The organism is Pseudomonadota bacterium, from assembly GCA_018823135.1.
Classification (GTDB): domain Bacteria; phylum Desulfobacterota; class Desulfobulbia; order Desulfobulbales; family CALZHT01; genus JAHJJF01.
In genome coordinates this window covers 1-18873 of the sequence record JAHJJF010000156.1, presented here as the reverse complement: position 1 = coordinate 18873, position 18873 = coordinate 1, and the positions used below count along the sequence as shown (strand labels likewise).

The 18873-nt window shown below is 33.4% G+C and carries 21 protein-coding genes; 3 read left to right on the top strand and 18 right to left on the bottom strand.

From position 1 onward, the window contains the following. The 17 genes from KKE17_15815 to KKE17_15735 all read right to left on the bottom strand — a co-directional run. Positions 1-3152: conjugal transfer protein TraG N-terminal domain-containing protein (locus KKE17_15815; protein MBU1711464.1), on the bottom strand; the 3152-nt coding region annotated here is incomplete at its 3' end. After that, on the bottom strand, positions 3149-3466 hold the full coding sequence (locus KKE17_15810) for a hypothetical protein (protein MBU1711463.1): 318 nt from the start codon (positions 3464-3466) through the stop codon (positions 3149-3151). The genes KKE17_15810 and KKE17_15815, both read right to left, overlap by 4 nt. A gap of 20 nt (positions 3467-3486) precedes the next feature. Beyond that, positions 3487-4008, bottom strand: a complete 522-nt coding sequence (locus KKE17_15805; protein ID MBU1711462.1) for a hypothetical protein — start codon at positions 4006-4008, stop codon at positions 3487-3489. After that, positions 4005-5768 carry a conjugal transfer protein TraH gene (locus KKE17_15800; GenBank protein ID MBU1711461.1) on the bottom strand — a complete coding sequence of 588 codons (1764 nt, stop codon included), beginning with the start codon at positions 5766-5768 and terminating at the stop codon, positions 4005-4007. The genes KKE17_15805 and KKE17_15800 overlap by 4 nt, the downstream gene beginning before the upstream one ends. Further along, a complete protein-coding gene (locus KKE17_15795) occupies positions 5765-6946 on the bottom strand; it encodes a hypothetical protein (GenBank protein MBU1711460.1) in 1182 nt (393 codons plus the stop codon). Before KKE17_15795 ends, KKE17_15800 begins: the two co-directional genes overlap by 4 nt. Continuing rightward, a complete protein-coding gene (locus KKE17_15790) occupies positions 6943-8097 on the bottom strand; it encodes a hypothetical protein (GenBank protein MBU1711459.1) in 1155 nt (384 codons plus the stop codon). The genes KKE17_15795 and KKE17_15790 overlap by 4 nt, the downstream gene beginning before the upstream one ends. Next, complete coding sequence (locus KKE17_15785) at positions 8094-8840, bottom strand: hypothetical protein (GenBank protein MBU1711458.1); 747 nt, start codon at positions 8838-8840, stop codon at positions 8094-8096. The genes KKE17_15790 and KKE17_15785 overlap by 4 nt, the downstream gene beginning before the upstream one ends. Before the next feature lie 13 nt (positions 8841-8853). Continuing rightward, positions 8854-9207, bottom strand: coding sequence for a type IV conjugative transfer system protein TraL (gene traL, locus KKE17_15780; protein MBU1711457.1), 354 nt, complete (start codon positions 9205-9207; stop codon positions 8854-8856). A gap of 27 nt (positions 9208-9234) precedes the next feature. Next, positions 9235-9552 carry a hypothetical protein gene (locus KKE17_15775; GenBank protein ID MBU1711456.1) on the bottom strand — a complete coding sequence of 106 codons (318 nt, stop codon included), beginning with the start codon at positions 9550-9552 and terminating at the stop codon, positions 9235-9237. 2 nt (positions 9553-9554) lie between these two features. Then, positions 9555-9755 (bottom strand): hypothetical protein, encoded by a 201-nt coding sequence (locus KKE17_15770; GenBank protein ID MBU1711455.1) that lies wholly within the window; start codon positions 9753-9755, stop codon positions 9555-9557. A gap of 12 nt (positions 9756-9767) precedes the next feature. Next, a complete protein-coding gene (locus tag KKE17_15765; GenBank protein MBU1711454.1) occupies positions 9768-10625 on the bottom strand; it encodes a hypothetical protein in 858 nt (285 codons plus the stop codon). Further along, positions 10622-10831 (bottom strand): hypothetical protein, encoded by a 210-nt coding sequence (locus KKE17_15760; GenBank protein ID MBU1711453.1) that lies wholly within the window; start codon positions 10829-10831, stop codon positions 10622-10624. Before KKE17_15760 ends, KKE17_15765 begins: the two co-directional genes overlap by 4 nt. Positions 10832-10836: 5 nt before the next feature. After that, positions 10837-11454 (bottom strand): metal-dependent hydrolase, encoded by a 618-nt coding sequence (locus tag KKE17_15755; protein ID MBU1711452.1) that lies wholly within the window; start codon positions 11452-11454, stop codon positions 10837-10839. After that, positions 11451-12179 (bottom strand): HD domain-containing protein, encoded by a 729-nt coding sequence (locus tag KKE17_15750; protein MBU1711451.1) that lies wholly within the window; start codon positions 12177-12179, stop codon positions 11451-11453. Before KKE17_15750 ends, KKE17_15755 begins: the two co-directional genes overlap by 4 nt. 391 nt (positions 12180-12570) lie before the next feature. Next, positions 12571-14223, bottom strand: a complete 1653-nt coding sequence (locus tag KKE17_15745) for a hypothetical protein (protein MBU1711450.1) — start codon at positions 14221-14223, stop codon at positions 12571-12573. 188 nt (positions 14224-14411) lie between these two features. Continuing rightward, entirely contained in the window at positions 14412-15107 is a 696-nt protein-coding gene (locus KKE17_15740) for a hypothetical protein (protein MBU1711449.1), read from the bottom strand. After that, positions 15100-15417 carry a hypothetical protein gene (locus KKE17_15735; GenBank protein ID MBU1711448.1) on the bottom strand — a complete coding sequence of 106 codons (318 nt, stop codon included), beginning with the start codon at positions 15415-15417 and terminating at the stop codon, positions 15100-15102. Before KKE17_15735 ends, KKE17_15740 begins: the two co-directional genes overlap by 8 nt. Positions 15418-15508: 91 nt before the next feature. Here KKE17_15735 and KKE17_15730 point away from each other — a divergent pair, with 91 nt between their 5' ends. Beyond that, positions 15509-16288 (top strand): hypothetical protein, encoded by a 780-nt coding sequence (locus KKE17_15730; protein MBU1711447.1) that lies wholly within the window; start codon positions 15509-15511, stop codon positions 16286-16288. On the opposite strand, the gene KKE17_15725 is transcribed toward KKE17_15730, so the two are convergent. After that, positions 16285-16581, bottom strand: coding sequence for a hypothetical protein (locus tag KKE17_15725; protein ID MBU1711446.1), 297 nt, complete (start codon positions 16579-16581; stop codon positions 16285-16287). The two genes, KKE17_15730 and KKE17_15725, sit on opposite strands and share 4 nt — an antisense overlap. 506 nt (positions 16582-17087) lie before the next feature. On the opposite strand from KKE17_15725, the gene KKE17_15720 reads away from it, so the two are divergent. Together KKE17_15720 and KKE17_15715 are read left to right on the top strand one after the other, a co-directional pair. Then, positions 17088-17273, top strand: coding sequence for a hypothetical protein (locus KKE17_15720; GenBank protein MBU1711445.1), 186 nt, complete (start codon positions 17088-17090; stop codon positions 17271-17273). Between the two features lie 365 nt (positions 17274-17638). Beyond that, positions 17639-18784 (top strand): FRG domain-containing protein, encoded by a 1146-nt coding sequence (locus KKE17_15715; protein MBU1711444.1) that lies wholly within the window; start codon positions 17639-17641, stop codon positions 18782-18784. Positions 18785-18873 lie beyond the last annotated feature (89 nt).

Sequence of the window (18873 nt, the reverse complement as noted above, 5' to 3'; positions counted from 1 at the left end):
GTGTTGGCTGCATCTTGCATAACTTGAGCCGCAGACTTGCCTATTTTTTTACCTATATCTTCCGCTTCTTTTTGAAGACCCTCTACTGCACCTTTTTGTTGAGATGCTTTTTGTCCAGCATCCATTACGTCTAAGCCTACTGCATTACTGACGCCACCCATTGTATCAATTTTTGCTTTTATGCCTTGTTGTTTAGACATTTCACCATACATTGCATTTTCTGAAAGGTTTACACCTGCAGCCCTATTTGCTTTAATCCCTACAGCTTGTCCCAAAGTTGAATCTATTTTGGACTGACTTATCTCTTCAGCTTGCTGCGATAATGTCATTGAGTCATTATTGTTAATTGTTGCATTAGCTGCTTCTATTTTTCCATTAAGTTCTTTTTTCTTGTTATTGTTTTTTATCGCTTTTTCTTTATCACTTTCTGAATTTGTCCAAATATGACTATTTTCCTCTTCGTTTAGAGCCTCTAATTCTTTTTCTGCTTCTTTTATAGCCACTTTAGCCGCTTTCTTTTCTTCTTTGCTAACAACACTTTTTGAACCGTTAATATTATTTCCATAATTTCCTCTAAGTGTTTTGGCGTCAGCAGCGGAATCAATACCTTTCTTTTGAGCATTTGTAATCATGTCTTTTTTAGCACCATCTACGCCACCATGCTTCATTATCTCTGCGTTTTCAGCTTCAACACCACCGAATGCTTTGACTTTTTGATTCTCTTTCACTTTTTTCATAAAATCAACTTTTTGAGCATCAGTTTTTGCCCCCCAAACTTCACCTTCAGCCATTGTTTTATTAACACCTTCTCTTCCCAGCTTCATCGAGCCAGCAAGCATGTCCTCTACGCCTAGGGCATCATTTATGACACCATTAACTGCTCCCATGGACTCAAAATCTTTCGCAACTTTTGCTCTTGCATTTCCTAATGCAACTTTTCTTGCACCCCACTTTTCATGACCTATTATATCACCTTCTTCGTCTTTGATAGGAACAGGGGTATCTCTTGTCTTTCTTGTGTCTGTCACCATTTGTGATTCAGTAATACCATCGTTCACTGCATTAGTAAAGGCATCCGCTAAATCAACATCATTTCCCCATGATGCTGACTGCATTTCTTTCATGGTGCTAGAAAAAGCACTTGCTTTCCCGACATCCGCAGCATTCCATTTGTGTTTTTTTCCATCAGAGTCTATTACTTCTTTAGTATCTCTTGCTTTTCTTGTATTGTTTATTGTTGACGCTGCAGTAATACCATTCTCCGAGGCAACACTTAATGCGCTACTTGTATCAATTATAGAGCCGTGCCCTGCCATCTCTACATTTTTAGAAGCACTTTGAACCATTGTTACTTTCGATTGGTTTTGTAAAGTATTAGAACTAACCATTGCTCCAGCTCCACTACTCATGGTACTCATTTGCTGCTGAATATTGTTGTAATATTCTAGTGCACCTACACCACTTGGGATGTCTATATTCATGCTTTTTAAACGCTTCATCGCTGTTGCGTCGTTCATTAGAGCATTGATTGCTAAATCAGCGCCTGTTTTTTGAGCTTTTGCACCAAGAGATGTATCTAAATCATTGCCAGCATATTTTTGACCGCCTGCGCCTAACATTCCCATCAGACTAAAGAAATTACCCTTCAGGAGTATTCCTGGAATCGCAAAAATCATCATAGTACCAATCGTGCCGGAGAGGGCTGTCATTGTCGCTATGTTGTCCAGATGTGCCGACATATTGGCAAAGCTAGCCCCATTGAGATTCATCGCCGCTAATTTGTCAGAAGCTCTCCCGCTCTCATAGAACATAACCGCTCCATCTACAATAAGAATTGAAAGCTTTATTACTTCAAACATCACAAAAGATATCATATATCCCATATATATTTTTAAAGAATTTTGGTACGGTTGAGCTAGTGCAGATGCACCAACTAAAATTCCAAGAAATAATACTATGCCATAAATGAAATGGATGCTTTTTGGAAGCATATCTACGGCAAAGTGATAACCGCCAGTTCCCTCCATTTGCATTTTTGCTTTACTTAGCGCAGCAGTCATTCTGTTCGCTAAAATTGTCCCGCTTCCTCCGAATTCCTCTGAGGCAGAAATCAAACTTGGAGCAACTGCTGCATTTATAATATAAGATTTTAAAGCGGTTATACCTGACATAGATGTGATGCCTGTTGCATTAAGGTCTTCTGCTATAGAAAAATAGCCTGCGTCTTTCATAGCATCTGCTACAGCTGTATAGCTCACACACTGCTCGGTATTTGCTTGCACCTTAACAACAAGAGCATCTTTTACTGTGTTTAAAGCACTTCCTCCTACTCTGTTGTTATAAAAATCTTCACATGTTTCTGTTATTTCTGTTCCAGTGATGGAATGAACAATTGTGTCTGCAGAATTATAATTTAAACGCCCTGGGCTAATTGCTTGAAATAAATCACCTGTTGGATTAAATAAAACATCATCATAGCTTTGACCTTTGATATAAGAATAGCCGAGAACACAATCCTTTATATAAAGTTCAAAATTATGTTTAAACGCTATCATTACTGGGTTGTTTCCTCCAAGATTTGCAGTTTGCCATATTTTTTTAATCATATCCGCTGGAACCCCGTGTCCACCAGAGGAAGTCTGAACCCCAGCTAGATCAACTACTTCACCTACAGAATTTATAATTGGAACTATTGACGGTCCAATTGCCTGGCGAAGACCATAGCCAAAAGTTGATGCCATTGAAGCAGGTAAAGCAATAATATAAGGAACATTCGCGATTACTCTGTAAGTATCTGTTACTGTACAGCCGGGAGTTGATGTTAGTAAAAACCCTTGCTCTGTCCTTTTATCAACAACATGCACAGTGACCGGGGTAAACATAAGGCCAATTCCAGCGAGAATTGTAGCTGAAGCTTTAAAAGGGATACTTAGTCCACCCTGCAGCATTTGCCATCCCGAAATAACGATTGAAACAGTAATCGCCATACCAAGTAGTATTCTGAATTGATCATCGTTAGCGAGCATTGCGGCGGCATTTAAAAAATAAGCTATATAGCCAGAATCTCCCTCTATATAAAGTGGAAAATCATCGACGTAATCTGCAGAATACAAAGATAGCGTTAAATATAATAGAACAAGTAATATTCTCATTTTAGTGCCTCATTAACCAAAGAGTATGTTCCGAGAAGCGCTACAAGAGTAAGAAATAAAATAAAAACTTTTGAGGTAGCCGACAATGTTAATTCATGGGATTGATTAGTTTTTTCAACTTGTCTTAGAAATGCCTCTATTTTTTTAACTGATAAAAAGTATAGAAAAAATGGAATTAAAACCATTATCGTAATAATATTTATTTCGTCAATTATTCCAAAATATTTCATCCAAAGCGAGACAATAACGCTTGTTAAGAATACGATATCGTTATATAAAATAACCGTCCATAAAAATTTCGCATCCACATCCATACATATTTCCTTATTTTGTTTTAAAACGCTTCTAGCGATTGTTTCTCAGCACAATTTCCAATTTTTTTAACATTCCATGAGGTTGTGATATGTTTCATGTTTTGACACATATAGACGATTTTTTGTGGTGCTGATTTAGAACTACATGCTTTTTCTAAAAACATGTCCGCCGCATCGTATTTTTTGCTTAAAAAAAACAGATTAGCAACAATAAAATCATATCCAGCTAGTTGTTTTTCCATTGCGAGGGGGAGCATGAATTCAAGAGCGGTTTTAACCGCTACTGTATTCTCATACTCAAAATCTAAAACTACAGTGCTGTATAATAACTTTGACTGGAGTACTACCAATTGGTTGTTTGAGTTCTTTATATTCTCTTCAAGTTTCATAAACATCTCTTTAAATCTACGTTCCCCCATCAGTTTAGTCGCTATCGATATATCACTTTTATCTTTCTCTAGACTTTTCATAATAGCTGCTTCATTAGCAAGCAAGGCTTGCAACTCAAGGAATAGGCAGATTGCTATAAATATCTTTTTCATATTTTTGTTTTTTCCAATTTGTTTTTATTGGCAGCATCTAGCGCATTAAAATGCTCGTCCCATTGAACGTAACTGCCAATAATCGCCATCTCTTTCTCGTGCAATATATCCAAAGCATCGTGAATTATTCTCAATCTGACATCTTTTATATCTTTAACTCCATCTATATTTTCCGTCTCACCGATTGTCGAGATTGTGGCTTCTAGCACATCTTTCGCTGCCAAAATTGCATTTAGTTTAATGAGATTTGCTTTATACTGCAAAATGGCCTGCGTTGTTCCAAATCTTCTTGTTGTTTGTCCTAAGATTCGACAATACTTACCTATTCCATCAGCAAGCACGGGCACGGTTGCCGAACTAATTGTCGCTTTGGGTCCATTTACATAACTTCCGATATCATTAATATGCTTTTCTGGTGGAAGGTTTTTATCTATAAGATATGCTATTCCTTGTCTTGACCCATCTTCAAACCCCTTAAACTCCATCTCAATCTGTGAGTTATCGAATGTTTCTTCTAAGTATTGTGTAAATTTTGCTTTTCTTTCTACGATAGATGGTCCATAACTTGAACTAGGGAAAACGAGAACACTTAAGTATCTATTATCTGTTTTTATTTTCTCATCTGAATTACCTTCTAATAAAAATTTTACAACTTCTTCTGCGCTATTTATTTCTCTTGGGGGTATTATTGTAAAAACTTGTTCTGTCATCTCTTGGGAGATATTGCTAGGTTTTCCTCCTGCTTTTTTTTCAGCAAGCCCTCTTAGTGTATCCTTCCAATCAGCTTCATTTACATGAAATAGGGCTTTGTTTTCTGCAGAGATATCATCTTTTAGGACAACTTGCCCTAACAGCTGTGAAACCAACAGATATTTTGCTTTGTTTAGAATTCTTTCATCACTAGAAAATGCCCAAGTCACTTCTTCCTCTCCAACTTTTAACTTCCCATCATCAAATAATTCAGAAAGTTTTTTATGGGTTAATAAAGGTTTTTTTCCTGTAAATCTTTTTGCTTCCTGCTTGATTTTAACATCAAGAAACTTTAAACCGCCTCCCCCTAAGCTTTTTACCAATCTGTCAACGGACGACTCAAGGAAACTATTTATTATAGCATTCGCATTTTCTGCTGTTTCTGATTCTATTATTTTGTCCATTGCCGCATCATATTTGTCTAAGAAGGACTTGTTGTTAAGTTTTTGCATTTCCTCTACTGGCAACAAATCTACTGCTTTATCAATTGGGCCCATGAGCTTAAATCCATCCGGATTTCCGGTCATCGCCGCTCCTGCTTGAGCCATTTTTGCGCCCATCGCACAAGCATTCCTTAATAAATCCTGTATCTGGCGTATCATTCCATTAATAAATTCAAAAACTTTTGAAAGATTAGGAGTTGCAAGTTTAAACACAGTCAGGAGCCCCCACATGAAAGCTTCACCAGCTTGACCTAATTGATCTCCGATTTCATCAGTATTCATAATCCCTATAAAGCCTAAGTCAAAACTAAACCCGGAGCAGCTAACTCCTGCCGATGGACCTTTGATTTCCACCCATGGCGCAAAATTATTAGTTCTTGCAAATTTATATGTGCCGCTTCCATAGCTAGTGTATGTTGTCCCACTAGCCACGTCTTCCCAGCTTCTTGCAGGAGTTGTGTTACTGAGCATCTTCGTAGCAAAGTCAACGGCTAAAATAGACGAAGGGGCTATCAATAGTGATATCACTGTTGATAGATTTACAAGTGGTCTTAATCTTTTTTTCATTTCATAACCTTTTTAAATTGTGCTTTTTCTATATCTGTTAGGTTGAACTGTTTTTCAACTTTTTTCATCATAAAATCCCCACTTTCTTTTATCACTTTAAAATCAGAAACCATGGAGTCTTTAAACTCATCTTTTACCATCATAAATGCTTTTATGCTGTTTATCATTTTTGTTACGGTTGTCTGCCCTGCTGTCAACACCTGGAAAGTTTTCTTTTTTTTGTCAAGAACTCCAAAGCTTGGTGTTACTTTAATGTTGAGTTTTTTATACTCCGCTTTTGGGAGAACGGCAAACTCAATTGGATTTTTCGCATCAAAGGCTTTTCTGTCTAGCGTATTCATAACTTCTTTTATCGTTGATGCAGACTTGTTACTGTTAAACACAAATCTAACCGGCAATTCCCCATATTCCTCAAAAGTTCTAATAAGTTTTAGCGCAACTGTTACCTGATGTAAATTTTCACCGTCATTTTCCCCAAAATAAAAGTCATATCTGTATTTGCTCGATAGCTTTAATAATGTTTTTAACACGGCTGCTTCATGAACTTTTTCGTATTCCCCTCTGCCATCTCTATATCCAGTTCTGTTTGTTCCATTATAAGGTCTTATTTCATCGGAAAATTGCGCAAGAGCCTGCTGTCTAAGATGAGCAGACTTTCTTATCTCCCAAAAATGTTTATCTTCCCATTTTATGACTTCAGCAGCAGTTTGAATACTTGGGTTTTGGTGAAAGTTTACATATATTGGCATTTTAGCTTCAGGCGTAAACGCTGGCATCTTATAGCATCTAGCACTATCGTTTTCGAAACACTCTTTTCCATCCACGACCATTTTCTTAGGCTGTGGATCAAACTCGCCTTGTAATACTTTTAAAATTTCTTTATTTGTTTTGAGATTCTCTTTATTTGTGTCTAGTATTTCACTAAGGAGCATAACTATAGTCTTATCGGTGGCAGAGCCTTTTTCTAGCTCTTTTTTTAGTTGTTCTTGCTCGTCACTCCCCTCGTAGTACATACCCCATCCCGTGTTGATATGTTTTAAAAACAACTCTTTGCTGTCAACTTCATTGTTCGCTTTGTCTCTATTGTCTCCAACATACTTTTCTTTCGTGGAATCTTCCGCCAAAAGCAATGTTGAGAGAATACAAGAAATAATAACAGTATTTATTTTTTTCATCATTTTAAACTCGCCTCTGTAGGAATATTATAGTATGGGGAATATATAGTTTCCAGCTGTGCTGGAGCGAAGCTATTTTCTTTAAGCTTTTTCTCTTCCTCTTTTTTTGCCTTCTCTTCCTCTTCTTCAATCTTTTGAGCCTCCGTCAATTTTATGATTGAAAAATTCGAAGAGATTTCTTTAATTTCTTTATCTTCTTTTTTTAAACCGTTTTCGTCTATAGAGAGGATTTTCTTATAGACTTTACTTTTATCTGCGCTCATAACTAAATAAAGATATGCGCTCTGATTTTGTCTTAAAACTTTGTTCCCGGAGGCATAATTCATTGCATATACAGCTCTCCCATTACTCCTGAAAAATTTAACTAGGTTCTTATGTAAATACTCATAATCTTCGCTGTATGAGGTTGAAAGAGGGCGCGCATTTTCATTAGTTATCACCCACTTAGAGGCAGCATATCTTTGTCCGCTGCACTCATATATAGCCTTAACAAATAACCCATTTTGTGTTCTGAATTCCCAGACTGGTAATGAAAGCTGGTGTCCGTCAATACAAATTTCTTTTTCTGTATGGGCCTCTACATACATAGGTTTAATCATGCTAGCGATAGCATCTTCATGTGCGGAGTTTTTAAGAGGTTCAGCCTTCATTGCAGAGTAGTCTTTAAAGGATATGAATCTATTTATAACCTTTCCCTCTTCTTTATCTTTTATTTTTACTCTTATAACAATTGGAAATTTTTGATAACCCCAAATTGTCATATCGAAATCACCTGTCACTTTAGGCATTATTTCTAAAGTATTAATCCCTTTTTTAAATGTTGGCACCGGGGTATTTGTTTTTTTAGAAGATACGGAATTTGTGCTTTCTCCTTGTTTTCCTCTTGATAAAATTCTTTTATTTTGGGTAGTCTTTTCTTCTAAAACAACGGGCTTTATCTCTTCATTCTTTTCTTCTTCTTGTTTTGAATGAGATTCAATGGTGTTAAAAATTCCGTATCTTATTTCTCCATTTATCTCAAAGGGAAACTCAATAACAGTAAGTTCTTTGTTGGGAATAATTATCTCTTGATTTTGCAGCAAAGGATAATCCTTCCCAAATAGACCAACCGTGAGCGATACGAGGACGAATAATCCGATTTTTATTTTTTTCATATTGTGCCTTCAAATTTATCAAAGCATGTGTGCTTATAATCTAAAACATATAGTTTCCAGTTCTGTCTATATAATACTATTCTGTACTCACAATCTTTAGGAGCTTCTTCTACTCCTCCTATCGTTTGCTGGACGGTTGCTTCGATAGCGATAACATGCAGCTTGTCTTGTATGGCCGGCTCTGAAATCTTTTTAATCGCAATCAATTTTTGAGACACATTATTTGAAACAACAAAGTTTTTTTCTTTTTCAAAATCAACAAGCTTATAGGCGTGTCTTGTCGGTGTCATAGCCTCTTCGATAATTTTTAAATACCCAGAGTGAGTATCTGCTTTAAATTGCGTATTTTCTCTTATGAAATATTGCCCAAATAGCTTATAATAGAGTTCATTTGCGTCATCTTCTGTTACATCTATCTTGCCGCTACCATCGTAGAGTTTACTCGGTATTTCAACGCTCATAACTGTTTTACTTGCTAATGTGTTGTTTGCCACAAGGAGAGAAACAATAACAAATATTAAAAATAGGACAATAAACCAAAGTGTCTTATTGTCGCTTGTAAGATTATCGGTCTCATTTTCATAATCTTTTCCGAAGCTGATGCTTTTGGAGTTTTGAATTTTCCCAATAAAACTATTTGTAGCTTTTTCGTTGTTGTTCCCATCTTTGCTATCAAGATGATGCTGTTCGTCCAATAGTTCCTCTTTTATTCCCACTTCTTGAACTTCTTCGTTGTTTTTCAAAATATGCTCTCCTTTAGTCGCTAAATTCAGTTTCGTATCCTTCTGGAAAAAACCCATCTACATCCATTTCTAACATCTCCTCATCGGTACTATGTGGATTCATAGAAACAAAACCGAGCACATATAAGATGTGAAAAATAAATCCTGGGGCAACTTCTTTTTTATACCTTTTGTACTGGAAGAACAAAAAAACGCCTATTGCTCCTCCAAGAAAAATAGAAACGAGCAGTGGCAGAAAAAGAGAAATTAACCAAAACGAAATAAAAAAACCCAAGATTGCTACTACAATCATGTCAATCGGAAAAAATACAAACAACGGGAAGTCGTTCATATACTTTGGAAACTCTAATTCAAATTCTTTAGCCACTGCTTTGCCTTTTTTTGTTGATTCTAATTAAGGAGCCGGAGTTGCATTAATTGCAGTACTGAAATTATCTTCCCACATCACTGCTCCCGTTGAAGCTATGTCTGGTGCTCCTACTACAATAATTGCAATTATTGCCCCTATAATTAAAAAAGTAAACTGTTTTGTTTTATAAAACTCATACGCACTAAATAGCACCACCCCTAGTACAATCACTTTCGATAAGTGATTTGTGTATAACTCTGTAAATGTTATATTGAATGCCTCAATCGGGTCTGTAGCAGCGAATAATCCTGTTGCACACAATACCATAAACAAAAGCACTCGTCCTAATAACTTATTTTTCATCTTTATCCCTCCGTGTTAGCATCATAATTTTTACCATAAACCCATCCAGCAATCGCGATTGCAGCCATTAACACAATAGCGTATCCCGCTCCGATAATGTAAGCACTACCATATGAAATAGCTAATCCTGCTATCATAATTATTGAAAACATTGTGCCTTTTGGCAAATGCTTCGACTTAATTTTCTCTTGTTTTTCACTCATTCTCCACCTCCTTTATAAGATGTCTTTTTCATAATCACCGTCCAGCACTTTTCTAGCAACGTCTGCTGCAGTAGAAGTTTCTAGATCAATTTTCATCATTCGTTTTCTTGCTAACTCTTTATATTTTTTGTAAAGAGAGTTTTTTGTTAGCATATATAGAGTGAAGTTTCCCGTGATAAAAATAAACACTTCAATAATATATCCTCCAGAATCTATCCTGCTTAGCCTCTCTGCAAAAAACTTCACGTATGGAGTATCTATAAACATCGAGAACTTACTCATTCCTATTGCCGTAGAGACTGTTAAAATTGATATTAGAAACATTACTGTCTCAAACCGTTCAAGAGAATCTACCATAGGTCTGTAGAGTCTTTGAGTTGTAGGGCCGGTGACAAATTGTCTTGAATTTGTGGTCACATATAAGAAAAAATAGTTAAAATATCCCCAAAAAATGGCAGCGACTGCTATTAAGTAATAAACAGAGTTTGCTGTTGCAAAAATAGGTATAATTAATACAAGCAGTGCCCCTGCGATAAACGCTGCCATGTTTTCAAAAGCTACTGAATAAATACCAACAGTGACATGTCTTATCTCGGCTTCAGTCATAGTTGAATCTGCGACACTCTCATCTTTTTCATTAGAGATGTCTGCCTTCTCTTTGTATCTATACTCAATGACATCTGCAAACTCTTGCAGCTTGGAATGCATACCATACTTTCCGGTATTTTGTTGTGCTTCTAATTTCGGGCTCTCTAGTTTTACGTCGTTGTATCGATTCCTAGCTGCGTTTAATACTTGTTCGTGAGCGGAACTACTTAGATGATGATTACTATTTGTCATCGATGAAGAATTGTTTAAAATATCGCTCAATTTCTTGTCCTTTTTATATTTAATTGTTCTTGTAGATAAAGATTGTCTAGATTATTTTTAAATTCTGTACATATTTCTTTAAGCTGCTTAAGCTTTTCGAGGCATAAAGAATAATCTTGCATCCCTTTATACTTTCTCTCAAGTAATTCTAATTTTGCGATTTCTGCGAATAGTTCATTTGCGATTATCCCTTTAAATTTTGCCATGATAATTAAATCACACTAGCGAATACTGTTTTAATATTTTGATTCATAAAATTTAAAATAGGAAGAGAAGAGAAGCTGTTTATAAAATAAAACGCAACAAAGAAGTTCATAACAAATAAAACAGGCAAAATGATAAATCTCTCAAACGCAGAGTTTGTATAAAATCTAAAATCTTTTGGCAACAATCCGTAAGTGTTTCCTTTGAGAAACGGAAAGAAAATATTCTTGATTCCGCCTTTAGTCAGCATATCTCCTAATATATGATTTATTACCCCGAGTGCTATTCCTGCAAATAAATATCTTAGTGATTCAAAATAAATAGAGAGCACTATAAAAAGAAGAGGGAATGCTAGCGTGTGAGTAATTCCTCTGTGCCCAAAAATACTTTTTATTACGTTAGACACTATAGGAAACTTTCTTCCAATCCTGCTTTCAGGCTCATCAATGTCTGGCAATAAAGATCCAAAATAAACAGATAACAATATAATCAGCATATCCAACTCATTGTCAATTGGAATAAATTCAAAAATAGATATCGCGAATAAGTCTTTATTGGAATTCAGAAAAGCCAATGGAAGAAATACCGAAAATCCACTCGTTAAGATATGTCCTTTTGCTGTCATACTAAAACGCCTAATTTATCTAGTTCTTGTTCTCTTGCAAGTTCATCAGAATATTTCAGCGTCTCTCTGAAAATACTTTTGTTTGCATCTTTTTCTGGCAGATGGTGCTCGTAAATAGTTTTATAAATCCAATTATGAATTTCTTGAACCTCTTTATTATCTTTCTCATTTACATATGATGAAATTTTAGATTTTAAAAAATGAGCACTTATGTGATGATGTTTGTCATCGGTGCTCATTTTGTATTTATCTTCAATAATTTTATTTTTTCCAAAATCGTGGAATAGCGCGCAAAGAATACACACATCTTTAATATGATCTGGATATTTATTTTTTTCTACATAGAGTACTGTATTTTCAATCACACGAAGTGTGTGTTCTAATAAATTAATTCTAGATAAATGCTTATAAGTAGAATTGTTCTTTGCTTCTTTATTCGTGAAGTCAATCTTGCTAGCCACTGACGATGTTTTTTGAAACTCATATTTATACATAAGATTAATCATGTCTACAAAAAGTTTTGAGTATTTTAAAGAAAGGGAAGTGAGCGCGAAAGCTAAAAACCTTATTACTTGCTCTCTGTTTTCAATTGATAAAGGGATAACAATAGAATCAGTAATATTTATACTTTTTACAATTGTGTTTATATCTAACTGAGATTCTGCACAGGCTCTGTATATTTGCATATTCTTATAAAGCGCAACCCAGTGTTCTCTTGCTTTCATTTCTGCCTCAGTTATTTGTATAGTAGCAATTTTACAACTTTTAACTTAATATATAATAAATATTAGATTTTTATTGGTGTTTCATGAGAGAAAAGGTTTGAGTGTAGAAATATGCCTGCAAAATAACACGAGTTTGGGATTCATCCTTGTGTTAGGGCGCGTGTTGGACGCTCTGGCAGCTAGACAATAGAAATACGGCGGGAACTTGTCGAGGTATAAGTTTGTGGAGTGTCATAGAGTTTTTAGTACTTAATTAAGCGGTTAAGTAGTTCACATCGATAGGGCTTTCTCCTATTTTGTTAGTGAACTACCCAACCGCTAAAGACGATTGGGATTTCAGCTATTTAGTTATTAAAAAAGCAAGGAAGATTCTTAATGAGTAGCGGCGGGTTTATTTTTCCAAGACAAGCGTAGAGTTTGCAAGATTCAAAGTAAGAGAATCAATAAGCTCTGAATTGCTAACATCCAACATAATAGATTTCCTGAAAGTGAATTTATCTTTAAATTTATTAATCTTAAAGTTTACAATCTTATTTTGAGGGGAACAGTTATTAATTGCTTCTAGTACCAATCCTGTTGTTAAGTCGTTAGAGGATTCTATTAACTCTGTTTTTATTTCATCCATGTTTCCATCCGCATCTATTTCTTTGGATAACTCCGTGAAAAAAAACAACAGAGAAATGTGAGCTACTTGCTTCTCCTCAATATAAATAAAATTCTGGTGGTTACTTTTTGAGAAAATCCGGCTAGCAAAAGATTTTACTTTTTCACTATCGCTAAAAAATACATAGATAAAATCTTTAATAAAAAGTTCTAAACTAGATTGATCAAAAAGTTCTAAATCAGAAAAATCAGAAAAATCTACTTCTTTAAAAGAAGCTGGAACTTTTGTTATACTTTGAGTAGATTCATTATTTTTCTTAGAATGTCTTTTTTTTCTTTTTGCGTAATCATTTTTTTGATTATTAGCATTTATCTCATCTATATATTTTTCTTCTGTTTTTTTATCGATAGAGGAGTTGAAGTTGCTTACGCGATTTTCTTTATTTGTTTGTGTATTGCTATCTGAGATAAAATTATCTTCTCTATTTGTTTTTAAATTTATTTCTACCGGAGTTTCATTTTCTATTGTTTCTTCAATTTCATTATTCTTGAATTGAAGTGATGCTTTATATTGTTTTTCTGCGTCCCTTTCTTCACTCTCATTTTTTTGTTTTTTAAAATTTGCATTATCAAAGGAGTCAGCTAACATTTCTTTTTTAGACTTCGAAGGAACAAATATATTATTCAGACTTTCGTGAATTTCATTATTGCTCGTGTCGTCTATTTCTTCTTGGAAATCATCCTCATTTTGTTTATTCTTATCACTTAGTGTAATCTCGTAAACTTTAGTAGCGATGCCGTCAATTTTGTTTTCTAATGCATTGAATCTTTTGACTTGAAATTCTACTGCTTTTGACATTGAATCTTTTGAAGTTTTCTTTTGTTGAATTGTTTTATCAGCAACAGTTTTGATTAACCCATCTTTGATTTTAAATGTATAGTCTGCTGTCTCGATAAGATGTTCGCCGTTTACATTATTCTGAATAGTAAAGACTCCGGCCTTCGTGTCTGGGATTTCAATTATACCGTTTTCAACTTTAACTTTTTCATCATCTTCGATTATGCTATTTTCGATTTCAATCTTCTCATCATTTTCAATTATGCTATCTTCAGCTTTAGTACTTTTGTTGCCTTCGTAAATAGCTCCGATAAATACTTTTCCGTCTTCTGATATTACATTTCTTTTTTTATAATTTTTAATAAGATACATCGCATCTTCAAACGGGATTTTTAAAGTGCCCTCTGGAATACTATTTTTACTATTTGTGACAAAAGAGTTTTTCAAAGTCGCTTCTTCTTTTAGAACATCTGCGAAAACTTCATTTTTCATTTTTCTAAATTTTCTTTTTTGCATTTTTTTCTGAAAAAATAAAAAAATTCTCTTCCTTAAAAACCAGGAGATAACCCCAAGCAACATTAAAAATACGATAGCAGTTTCCATCACTCTCTTCCTTGTCGAAAATTATACACTAAAAATCATGAAAAAATGCAGAATTCTGAATTTTTCAAATTAAATAATTATTTACGCTTTATAAAGCGCGAATATATCGCACGGAATATATCACACATCTTATAACACACGTAATATATATATATATATATAAGCGAGGGAAAATAAAAAAACACTACTTAAAGCACCATTTCTGTTTCTTTCAAATACATCAGCTTTTTAGGGTACTTCTTAATATTTGCCTTCCACCAATCTGGAACATTCTTTCTCTCTTTAATCGACTTAGATGTTCCAAAAGCAACCTGCACTGCCTCACTCATCTTTGCAGAAAACAGTAAACTTTCTACTAAACTCTCACTGTCTAGTGCCTTTTTTAACCCAACGACACTAAACATAACTGCCCCAATTTGCATTGCAGTATTATAATTTTCAAAGATACATTGCACAGAATAATTCATAAATTTTAATGGTGTACTCAACCCATTTACATAAGCACATCTCCAATGTATTTCAAAAATAAAGTGTGTTAAAAGTTTCTGATTAGAGTAATTATTTGTTTTCTTTGCATCCTTATTTGTTCTAAACTCTTCAATAAAATTCTTTCCAACTCCTAATAAATTCTCTTCAATAAAACGACCTAAACACAAAACTAAAAAATTATAATCAATAACAATAAAATCAGCTTTTCCTTGATTATGAAACACAATCGGAAGCATACCTATATCACCATTTGAATATAATTCCTCTAACTTTTCCACTTCACTAAAGATAAAACTAAACACATAAAACATCCTCTCCGATGTGCTTAAAAGTCCTGCAATATCCAAAGGAACTTCATACCTATACCCTTCAAAAACTGTACCAACATTAATCATTTTCTCTCTCCATAAATAAAATAGTCTCTCTTAATTTCTCTTGCAACTCTTCATTTTTCCCATCTCTATATAAGATTAAAATTTGAAAAAGCAATCCTTTTAGAAGAGAATTCTCTTCTTCTATCTCTAATATTTTACCTCGCAAAACATCTTCAAAACCTAAAACATGCTCTGCCTTTTTTACCTTCTCTATCTCCTTGCTTACTTCAAATATCACAATCTCTTTTTCTTCTTCAGTATGACAAAAGTCAACAATTCTAAATAACAGATATCTAACCTTACCACAAAAATACTTCACAATTTTTTTCATTTAAGCTCCTAAATAATAAAGATTTGATATAATAATTCTTTTCGACTTAATACGACGTTAAGTCAATAGTTTTAATAGAGAGGACTACATATTGCAAGAAAATCTACAAGTGTTATCTGAAGAGAACCTTTTAAGTATATACCAAGAGTACTCACTCACCTATAACCTTTCTGTCAACCTAATAGAATCAATCGTTAGACTTTCTTTATCACAGGTATATAACGGCATTGGTCCTGCTACAGTAGAACCAACTGGACATATAATCATTACTCAAATAATAAAAGGCTCTTACGAAGTAAAAAGAATAATACTATCAAGCAAAAAAAGAAAAGAATTTAAGAAAGTTCTTACTGAAAATCTAGACAGAGAACTGAAAAAAATGTTCAAACAAAGCTTTACATCACTAGCAAAAAAAGCAAATAATATATTCTATGCACAGCCAATGTATAATGAAGACGGAAGAGTTACTTTTAAAATATTCAACAGAAAAAAAGAAGTAATCAATAACCTATATGGAAACATAAAAATAGAAAACCTACTTAAAATAAATTACAATCAAGCTGATATATTCTTTTTCGTTTCAGTTCCAGACTCTCCAAACGTAATCCATAAAGACGGAAAATTTTATGTCGAAGTCAAAAATAAATCTGCAAATATAATCAAGCTATATCTCAACGTAATACTTAAAAAACTAAATAGTTTTATTGAAAATTCTTTTACTTACAGTTCTGTAAAGATAGATTATAACAATTACACCGTGTTTGTAGTTTTAAAAAATAAATATATAAACAAGTCTTCTTCTGAATATATAAACAATAAAATGAATGAATATTGCGGATTAAAATGTGTAGTAACGACGAGCAGAAACTAGAAATTATCTGTAACTGCTTCGCCCATATCTTTCGTATCTTCTATTTGAATATTTAAAAAATTCAATGAAGAGTTAACAGCTTTTTTTATTGATTTCTTCTCGGCATCTTCTTTCGCTCTTTCAAATCTTTTTCTTGCCAATTCGAACTCTGCTTCTGCTTTTTCAACATAAGAAGTATAATCATTCTCTATTGCCGGTAGTTTCTTTTTTGTTACATTAAGAAGCAGAGCTGCATCACTCTTCGAAATATTTAGTTTACTTATTTCATCTCTTATACTTGCATTACTAATCATAACCATATGCCTTTTTTAATTTATTACTCTGACATTCTACATAATTCTAGCAAAAAATCAACTAAGAATAAATAAATACATATTCTTTATTGTCGTTTCACTTTATAACTAACTACTTAAAAATTGATTAATATATTCTTTTTGTGCTACAATATTTTTCTATTAAACCCCAATATAAAGAGAAAAACAATGAACAGGTCTAGCCATATATTACTATAGAAAAAAAAATTCAAATACACATCATATATAAAAATGAGATTATGCTAAAAGAGATTGTAAACTCATTTAGATTTAGCCCAGATATATTTAAATTCTCTAAGACCTCTAACATTAAAGGTACAATAAAATTATTGCAAGACATCAACCCAATTGTTATTTTTGTTTCGTTTTTCTAATGAAATCAACTCTATTTATTTTTTACATTCTGTCAAAAACTTACGTGATATAAGCGGCAAAAAATATAAAATAATTCCCGTGTATTCACAACACGATGACATATTACGAGCATGGATGCAATGATTGCATTAGTTCTATCTGGTTCACCGGGAGAACTAATGCATAAGATTAAAATACTCACTGAAGATCATCAAAATTTAATAGCGCTTGAGAGAAAAGTTATTGATATTACAGCAATGGCAGATTCTAAAATACTACAGGTGTCAAAAGCAAAAAAGTTTGAGAATCAACAATAAAGATTGATAATATGTACAAAATAGTTTGAGAATAGAGTAGATAAATTAATATGGCAAAATCTAAAAGTATTATTCCTGAGTTTATGAAAAATAATCCAGAAGATACTTTTATGTTTACAATGCCTATTAATTTAAAGCTTGATTATGAAAGTTTTTCCAACAGTCATTTTAATGTGATTGTTGAAAATTTAACTAAAAATGAAAGCTTTTTGACTGAGATGTCTCCTGGGATATTTTTTACTCATTTTACTTTCTACAAACCATATAAAAATGGAAAAATTGATAAAGATTCTAAACAGTATTTGAAAAAAGATAAACGCAGTTTTGATATTAATACTGATTTTGCTTCAGATAAAAAGGTCAGTATGTATAATTTATTGGTTACGGGAGAAGATGATGCATGGGAAGCTACATCCTATAGATTTTTTAGAAATAGGTTTTTAGAATACACAGTTGAAGAGATTGCTGAACATTTTCAAGTTTTAGATGAAGATAATCTTGAAGCTTTAAAAAGTTATCCATGTATTTTTGCATATGAAGGTGCTGACTCAGAATTCAAAATAGGTAAGATAACATCCATCAAGAGACAAACAGATGCTTTGGAAATCAAGTATGAATTTGATGAAAAAATAACTTCTAAAAAGTTTTCTGAGATAGAACAATATAGGCAAGCTCTAGATATTAGAGCATGGGAGATGAATCGTACACATTGGGCAGTCAAAGATGCTGACCTCTATAGTGTATTAGGTGAGATAATTCCAGCCAGCATATCTATAAGTGAAGAAAGCGTTCCCCTTCCAAAAGCAAAAGATGCTCAACAGCATGCTAGCTCAGTAAAAGAATTTATTAATAAAGTTTTTAGTTTTCAGCACGATACTCACATACATGAAGTTTTTTATAGGGGGCACTCTGATAAGCAAAAGTACAAATTAGAACCATCATTATTTAGAAAAGATGAACTTGGAAATTATTTATACTTAGAGAAAGAAGATATATTGTATCGTGAATTGATTGTCTCTAACTCCTCGGATTTTTTATCTGATTCTTATACTCTTGATAGACTTGTTCGTATGCAGCACTATTCGTTACCAACAAGATTGTTAGATATAACATCCAACCCATTGATAGCTCTTTATTTTACATGTAAATCCAGTATAGGTAGTGATGGTGAAGTTGTTTTTTTTAGGATTCAAAAAGAAGAAATTAAATATTATGATTCTGATACAGCAAGTTGTTTAGCTAATTTGGCCAAGTTGCCAAAGCATGAACAAAATAAGATTAATACTGGATTAGAGAAACATGAATTTAATGAACAACCTGTAATTAAAAGATTGGTTCACTTCATTAGAGATGAAAAGCCTTTTTTTGAAGGTCAGATAGAACCTAGTGACTTAAAAAAAATCATTTGTGTTAAAAGTAAAAAAAGTAATGAAAGAATCACATCTCAGTCAGGTGCATTTTTATCAAACCTATTCAAGAAAACCCCGTTCTCTAAGACGGGGATGAATTGAATATAATCATTGGATTATTTAATCTATTGTTATTCAGTCATAAATCGTGTACAATGCTTGTATGAAAACAATATATGATACAAATAATC

Excerpts from the sequence above, each read along its gene's own strand:
- KKE17_15720 (MBU1711445.1), top strand. The coding sequence starts at position 17,088 with ATGGATGCAATGATTGCATTAGTTCTATCTGGTTCACCGGGAGAACTA.
- KKE17_15790 (MBU1711459.1), bottom strand. The coding sequence starts at position 8,097 with ATGAAAAAAATAAAAATCGGATTATTCGTCCTCGTATCGCTCACGGTT.
- KKE17_15755 (MBU1711452.1), bottom strand. The coding sequence starts at position 11,454 with ATGACAGCAAAAGGACATATCTTAACGAGTGGATTTTCGGTATTTCTT.
- KKE17_15750 (MBU1711451.1), bottom strand. The coding sequence starts at position 12,179 with ATGAAAGCAAGAGAACACTGGGTTGCGCTTTATAAGAATATGCAAATA.
- KKE17_15735 (MBU1711448.1), bottom strand. The coding sequence starts at position 15,417 with ATGAAAAAAATTGTGAAGTATTTTTGTGGTAAGGTTAGATATCTGTTA.
- KKE17_15805 (MBU1711462.1), bottom strand. The coding sequence starts at position 4,008 with ATGAAAAAGATATTTATAGCAATCTGCCTATTCCTTGAGTTGCAAGCC.
- KKE17_15795 (MBU1711460.1), bottom strand. The coding sequence starts at position 6,946 with ATGATGAAAAAAATAAATACTGTTATTATTTCTTGTATTCTCTCAACA.
- KKE17_15810 (MBU1711463.1), bottom strand. The coding sequence starts at position 3,466 with ATGGATGTGGATGCGAAATTTTTATGGACGGTTATTTTATATAACGAT.
- KKE17_15715 (MBU1711444.1), top strand. The coding sequence starts at position 17,639 with ATGTATAATTTATTGGTTACGGGAGAAGATGATGCATGGGAAGCTACA.
- KKE17_15775 (MBU1711456.1), bottom strand. The coding sequence starts at position 9,552 with ATGAAAAATAAGTTATTAGGACGAGTGCTTTTGTTTATGGTATTGTGT.
- KKE17_15740 (MBU1711449.1), bottom strand. The coding sequence starts at position 15,107 with ATGATTAATGTTGGTACAGTTTTTGAAGGGTATAGGTATGAAGTTCCT.
- KKE17_15800 (MBU1711461.1), bottom strand. The coding sequence starts at position 5,768 with ATGAAAAAAAGATTAAGACCACTTGTAAATCTATCAACAGTGATATCA.
- KKE17_15770 (MBU1711455.1), bottom strand. The coding sequence starts at position 9,755 with ATGAGTGAAAAACAAGAGAAAATTAAGTCGAAGCATTTGCCAAAAGGC.
- KKE17_15745 (MBU1711450.1), bottom strand. The coding sequence starts at position 14,223 with ATGGAAACTGCTATCGTATTTTTAATGTTGCTTGGGGTTATCTCCTGG.
- KKE17_15725 (MBU1711446.1), bottom strand. The coding sequence starts at position 16,581 with ATGATTAGTAATGCAAGTATAAGAGATGAAATAAGTAAACTAAATATT.
- KKE17_15760 (MBU1711453.1), bottom strand. The coding sequence starts at position 10,831 with ATGGCAAAATTTAAAGGGATAATCGCAAATGAACTATTCGCAGAAATC.